Here is a 5,597-nt window from a genome sequence, read left to right as displayed (position 1 = left end):
AACGAGACAGCTATTGATGTTACTGCGCAAGGCGTAAGCACATTAGTCACCAAAACAGATAACACAAACACATCCTTGTCACAGTTCAAGCAAGAGTACGACGGTTTTAAAAGCACGGTGTACACTAAAGGTCAAACTGACACGAAGGTATCAACAGTTCAACAATCCGTTGATAACTTCAAGACTACAGTATCTAGCACTTACTCATCCAAAGCAGAGACAGATAACAAGGTAACAGCTGTCCAAGCGAATGTAGATAAATTAGGAACAAATATCGCTTATGCTTGGTCGCAAGACGGTAAGGATAGGTTTACTAGGGTTAAGCCGAATGAGAATATTATTACACAAAGTCCTAGTGGTGTATCTCTTACAAGCACTACTACGAACAATACTGATTTTTTTAGTGCATTCAAAATAAGTCAAAATTACCAGACATTATCAAATTGGACAACACTTAACGAAGTCTTTACTCTCGGATTTTCATGGGAATCATCAACTGACCTTCCAGATGGAGCTTCCATAGGTATGTTTTTCGCTAAGGCACCTTGGACTTTTGGCTTTGATTCAACGAACAATGTTTCTGGGAAAAAAGGAAGTGTATCTAAAACAGGTAACAACGGTGGCAACTTGTATAATTCTATACAAACAGCAATGACTATACGCTTAACTAACATACCAGTTGGAACTATCATAACGATAACAAAGGTTTTCATCATAGCTGGCAGTGGGAAATCATTTGTCCTTAGTTCGCAAGACGACTACGACAACGCAGTCCCAAGATATATTGGTCGTTCTCTCAAAGATTCTAATTCTCCAACGGATTACAAATGGGAGCCAAACCCAGAACGCAAACCTTGGACAGCCTATGCCAACAGCGCAGACGGAACTGACGGTTTCACTACCGTTTATCCGAATTTGAATCTGTTAGTTAACAGTTCAGCTAAAACCAAAGATGGATTCTTTAAAAATTTCGACAAAGTAGAAAATGACTACGGAGAAGTAACAATAAAGGGAACTAATACATGGGTTAGTAGAAGCATGTGGGATGGTTTCTCTATTCAACCTAGAGATTATAAGCCCAATGATAAATATACAATGAGTATGGATGTCATGTTCACAAGTTGGAATCTTCCTGCTGGGACAACTATTGGTGAGTTTTGGATTGGTCAGCGATATTCTACAAGTACAGATGGCTCAATAAATTCATGGAAGCAAATATGTTACATTGATTTACCTAAAGACCCTAGTAAGATGTTGAATCAATGGATAAGAATAACACAAACTTCAACGATACCTCCTTATGCAGACCCTTCTGTCAACACGGAAGCGCGCTTTATGACTAGATTCATTGGTGCAAGTGAGGGTAGTTTCACGGTTAGAGTTAGAAAGCCAAAACAAGAACTAGCCAACACAATGAACATCCCTACACCGTGGACGCCTGCACCGTCAGAAGACCCACTAGGTGCAATCCCTAAATATGTTGGGACAGCGGCATTGCCTTATGAAGACCCATATAAATATGAGTGGCGATTGTCGTCAGATTGGAATCAAGTAAAAACATTTACAGAATTTGAACAAACCGATAAGGAGATAGGACTTAAAGCTGACCAAACAACCGTAAATACAATCACTGGCAGAGTATCGACCGCAGAGGGTGCTATCACCACAATGGCGGGACAGATAAAATTAAAAGCGAATCAAACAGATGTTGATACAACCAATGGCAAAGTTTCTAGTTTAGAATCAAGCTTTACTGTTCAAAGTGGCAAAATAACAGCTCTTAATACTAAAGCTGACGGACACACGACACAAATAGGTACATTGGAGAGTTCGTATAATGGCTTAACCTCAACAATATCTAAAATACAAACTGATGTTGGTGGAAAAGCAGGTAAAACTGAATTATCTCAACTATCACAAGATTTAAGTGGATTTAAGACTACGGTATCTAATACTTATTTAAGCAAATCTGATGCAAGTGGCACTTACGCAGACAAAGTTTCAGTAGCATCGCAGATTACTCAATCTGCTACAGCAGTTACATCTAATGTACAATCATGGACTAATAACAAGCTGATAACATATAGTACAACTCAGCAGACCGCAACGAGTATTACTAACGCAGTAGCAAGTAAAGCAGATAAATCTCAGATAACACAGTTGAGTGATCAAATTACAAGTATTGTAACGGATGTCAGCGCCATCCAAGTTGGCGGACAAAATTTACTTTTAGGCACTGCAACTGCAAAGACCAGCACAATTACTCAAACTAATAGTTTTACAGCAACCGATCAATACAACTTTTCGGTGAGTAAGTTCTCAGCTTTTAATTTTGAGGTTGATGATTACATTACATTGAGTTTTGATTGGGAGACTACCTCTACAACTGGAACTACAAGACCCGAAATTAATTCAACACCATATGGTTTTGGTACGGTTATTTCGGCGAAGGGGACAAACGGTACAACCTCAATTACTAAAACAATCACTGCGAGTGAGCAAAGAGGGCATATCGAAATTGTCTTTAAAGTTTCGAGTACTGTAAAAGTTTCAGAAGCATCAAAACTTAGACTACGCTTTGATAATCATCAACTAAACTCAACTTTTACGATTAAAAATGCCAAGTTGGAAAAAGGAAACAAGGCAACAGATTGGTGCATAGCACCACAAGAAGTTGCTAGTCAATCTCAGATAACTCAACTAAGTGACAATATTAATCTCAGGGTTTCCAAAGGCGATGTAGTAAGCCAGATAAATGTTGAAGCTGGGCGGACGCTGATCGATACCAAGCAATTGTTATTGAATGCTGATACAGTAAAATTCACAGGTTCTGCTTTCATCCCAAATTCTGTTATTCAAAATTTATCTGCTGATAAAATCACAGCAGGAACGATTAATGCCGCTAATGTGAATGTAATCAATCTTAATGCTAAGTCTTTAACCGCAGGAACTATCAGTGGCAATAATCTATCACTCAACTTAGACACTGGAGCGGTTCAATTTACCAAGGGATATATTGCTGGTAATAACTCTAAAATCAGATTTGATTTAGACAAAAATTATTTTCAATCGCTGGACGGAAATAATAATGGTTTTATTGTTAGTGACGGAACTTTTACCTTCTATCAAAGTTTCTTTGGAGCGACTGGAAAAAAATCGGCGTACTATTAGGAGATATGATTGCAGAAGGTGGAGGAATTGTCTTACAAGGTGAAGGTGGAGCATCGCTTACATCTAGCAAATACAAAGCATCTGTAGATGTTGGAAGTGCCGGATTGGGAACGGGTAATGGGGTCTCTATTATTGGTGACACGAGGTTTTGGGGTGGAATTAGCGTTTTAGGTAAGAAAAACGCAATCCATGTTACCAGAGATGGTGTCAGAGCAACCCCAGCTTATGAAACGGCAGAATCATATTTAGGTGATATTGGTGGCAATTACACAAGAGAAAATTGCGAAGTATGGGTTGATATTGAAAAATTATTCAGTGACACGGTTAATACAGATATTGCTTATCATGTTTTCTTGCAAGCCTATGATGATGCTAGATTTTGGGTAGAAGATTTTAGATCTGATAAGTTTTTAATCAAGTCTGATAAGCCTATGGCACGATTTGCATGGGAGTTAAAAGCTAAAAGACGAGGATATGAAAACGAAAGACTTGTATTACAAGAAGGGTTTGATAATAAAACATTGTTAGAAGCTCAATCTAAAGGAATATTTAAAGGAGATGGTGAAGATGAATCAACAAATTGATGCAGAAAAATTAATAAATATATTGGTTGGGAAGATTGCACAACTTGAATTAGAAAATGCAAAACTGAAAGTATTGATTGATGATAGCGAGGTCATGAATGGAGTATAAACTTTTAGGAATTTCAGGCTTGATACTGATTATCCTACTTTTGACTTGGCTGAAAGACGGCGAGAACATGAACCCGCCTTTGAAACGAAGGGCAGTCATTGACATAACGACAATTTGCATTTTCTGGGCGGTTTACGAGTTTTATAACTTTTCAAAAGACAAGGCATTTGTTGAAGAAGTGACAATGATTATTAATTTAGCTTTATTGTTCTTTCTTGCACGGATGGTGCAACTCATAGCACAGTTAAACCCCATGATTCAAGAATTTGTACACTTTTTGAAGAAAAAAGGTATTAAAATTGACGAGTTAGACGAAAAATAAAGTAAAAAATAAGCATCTTGGATAATTCCGAGGTGCTTATTTTGTATCATATTCAATAATCGAACAAATTAAACTATTGATTTGAATAAGATAGTTATCAATTTTTTCGATGAATTTATCAAACTTCATAACAGTATGATATTCAATCATCTCTTCAAAAAATCTATTTTTGTCAGAAAATGCACTTATTGGTGTATTTTCAATTTGGTAATGGAAGATATTATTCCTGAGTTTATTTTCAAAAGTAAAATAAAGTTCTTTTTTGTGAATTAAGTAATTTATTTCTTCAATATACTCAGATTTTAGTAGGTCTTGACATTTTTTTTGAACTTTTTTTAATACATTAATTGATATTAAATATGATTGAATCTTTGAACGGTAATAGAGTTTGTTGTGGCTATGAAATATATATGGGATAGCATAGTTAAATAAGTTGTTTTGACAATAGATATTAAAAAGGAATAGTTGAGTGGATGTAGGCAATTTGCCACCAAGTATATTTTTTCTTTTGTTATCGAAAAAGAAAAAGTCGGTGTTTGTAAACTGATTTTGTTGAACATAAGTTTTTAGCTCCTTATTTAAGCTAAAGCCAAAACTATTAGTGGTTGATGAAATAAAAGATGCTAAATTTTCTGAATACTCTCCTAATAATGACATGCCTTTATTTTCAAGTGATTTAAAGGTATTGTTAGTCGATATATCTAAAATACTATCTAAATATATATTAAATTGGCTTGTATTTCCAAAAGGTATTGTATTCAAGTGATACACTCCAAAATCTTGTTGACCAAAACATTTAATATATATTTTTTGTAAGAAATTATAATCAGATTTAAGCAAAGATAAAAAGTTGTTGCAATTAGATTGAACTTGTTTTGTAATTCTATTGATTTTTTTATCTGAAAAGAGTTTGTAACCGACTCTCGTTGACTTCACTAGTTTATCAAAAGGGATTTTAGTTCCTGAAATTTCAGTTTCAATATCTTTTGATTCTAAAATTGAAAGCCAACCATCAGCAATTGACGAAAATAGTGGTATTAAACCTATAGAAATAGTATATAACCCCGTACTTGAAGAATTAACTAGTTGATACATCATCTGTTCAACTTCATAGGATTCTTGAGAAAGTACAACAAAAGATATTTCGTCTAATGTATTCATATTTTTCCTTTACAAATCAAAATTATTACAATGATTATTATATCATGATTATGTAGTAATTATTTTGATTATTTTAAAAAAAATACTGATAAAGATGATTATTTACTAAGGCAATTTAGTCAGGTATCTATCCGAATTTTTGACAAAAACAAAATAATGAAGTATAATGATTTTAACAAATAATAATTAGTGTTTTTAGTTATTGAAATTCATTCTAAACCCTTTTATATCAATCATTTAAGATTTTTCA

The 5,597-nt window shown here is 34.6% G+C and carries 5 protein-coding genes; 4 read left to right on the top strand and 1 reads right to left on the bottom strand.

The window, feature by feature from the left end; translation table 11 throughout:
* The first annotated feature begins 75 nt into the window (after positions 1-75).
* The 4 genes from LRA01S_RS11355 to LRA01S_RS10085 are packed head-to-tail and all read left to right on the top strand — an operon-like array spanning position 76 to position 4,186.
* Entirely contained in the window at positions 76-3,171 is a 3,096-nt protein-coding gene (locus LRA01S_RS11355) for a hypothetical protein (protein ID WP_255211720.1), read from the top strand.
* 5 nt (positions 3,172-3,176) lie between these two features.
* A complete protein-coding gene (locus LRA01S_RS10090) occupies positions 3,177-3,755 on the top strand; it encodes a hypothetical protein (protein WP_061775495.1) in 579 nt (192 codons plus the stop codon).
* Positions 3,739-3,864, top strand: a complete 126-nt coding sequence (locus LRA01S_RS11350; protein ID WP_255211719.1) for a hypothetical protein — start codon at positions 3,739-3,741, stop codon at positions 3,862-3,864. Before LRA01S_RS10090 ends, LRA01S_RS11350 begins: the two co-directional genes overlap by 17 nt.
* On the top strand, positions 3,854-4,186 hold the full coding sequence (locus LRA01S_RS10085; RefSeq protein ID WP_061775494.1) for a hypothetical protein: 333 nt from the start codon (positions 3,854-3,856) through the stop codon (positions 4,184-4,186). The genes LRA01S_RS11350 and LRA01S_RS10085 overlap by 11 nt, the downstream gene beginning before the upstream one ends.
* Before the next feature lie 36 nt (positions 4,187-4,222).
* Here the strand turns inward: LRA01S_RS10085 and LRA01S_RS10080 are convergent, their stop codons facing one another.
* Complete coding sequence (locus tag LRA01S_RS10080) at positions 4,223-5,347, bottom strand: hypothetical protein (RefSeq protein WP_061775493.1); 1,125 nt, start codon at positions 5,345-5,347, stop codon at positions 4,223-4,225.
* Positions 5,348-5,597: the final 250 nt, after the last annotated feature.

This window comes from Pseudolactococcus raffinolactis NBRC 100932 (assembly GCF_001591765.1).
GTDB lineage: Bacteria > Bacillota > Bacilli > Lactobacillales > Streptococcaceae > Pseudolactococcus > Pseudolactococcus raffinolactis.
This window is presented reverse-complemented; position numbering and strand designations above follow the sequence as displayed.

What these genes read in the sequence shown, in the direction of transcription:
- LRA01S_RS10085 (WP_061775494.1), top strand. Translation starts at nt 3,854, where the DNA reads ATGGAGTATAAACTTTTAGGAATTTCAGGCTTGATACTGATTATCCTA.
- LRA01S_RS10080 (WP_061775493.1), bottom strand. Translation starts at nt 5,347, where the DNA reads ATGAATACATTAGACGAAATATCTTTTGTTGTACTTTCTCAAGAATCC.
- LRA01S_RS10090 (WP_061775495.1), top strand. Translation starts at nt 3,177, where the DNA reads ATGATTGCAGAAGGTGGAGGAATTGTCTTACAAGGTGAAGGTGGAGCA.
- LRA01S_RS11350 (WP_255211719.1), top strand. Translation starts at nt 3,739, where the DNA reads ATGAATCAACAAATTGATGCAGAAAAATTAATAAATATATTGGTTGGG.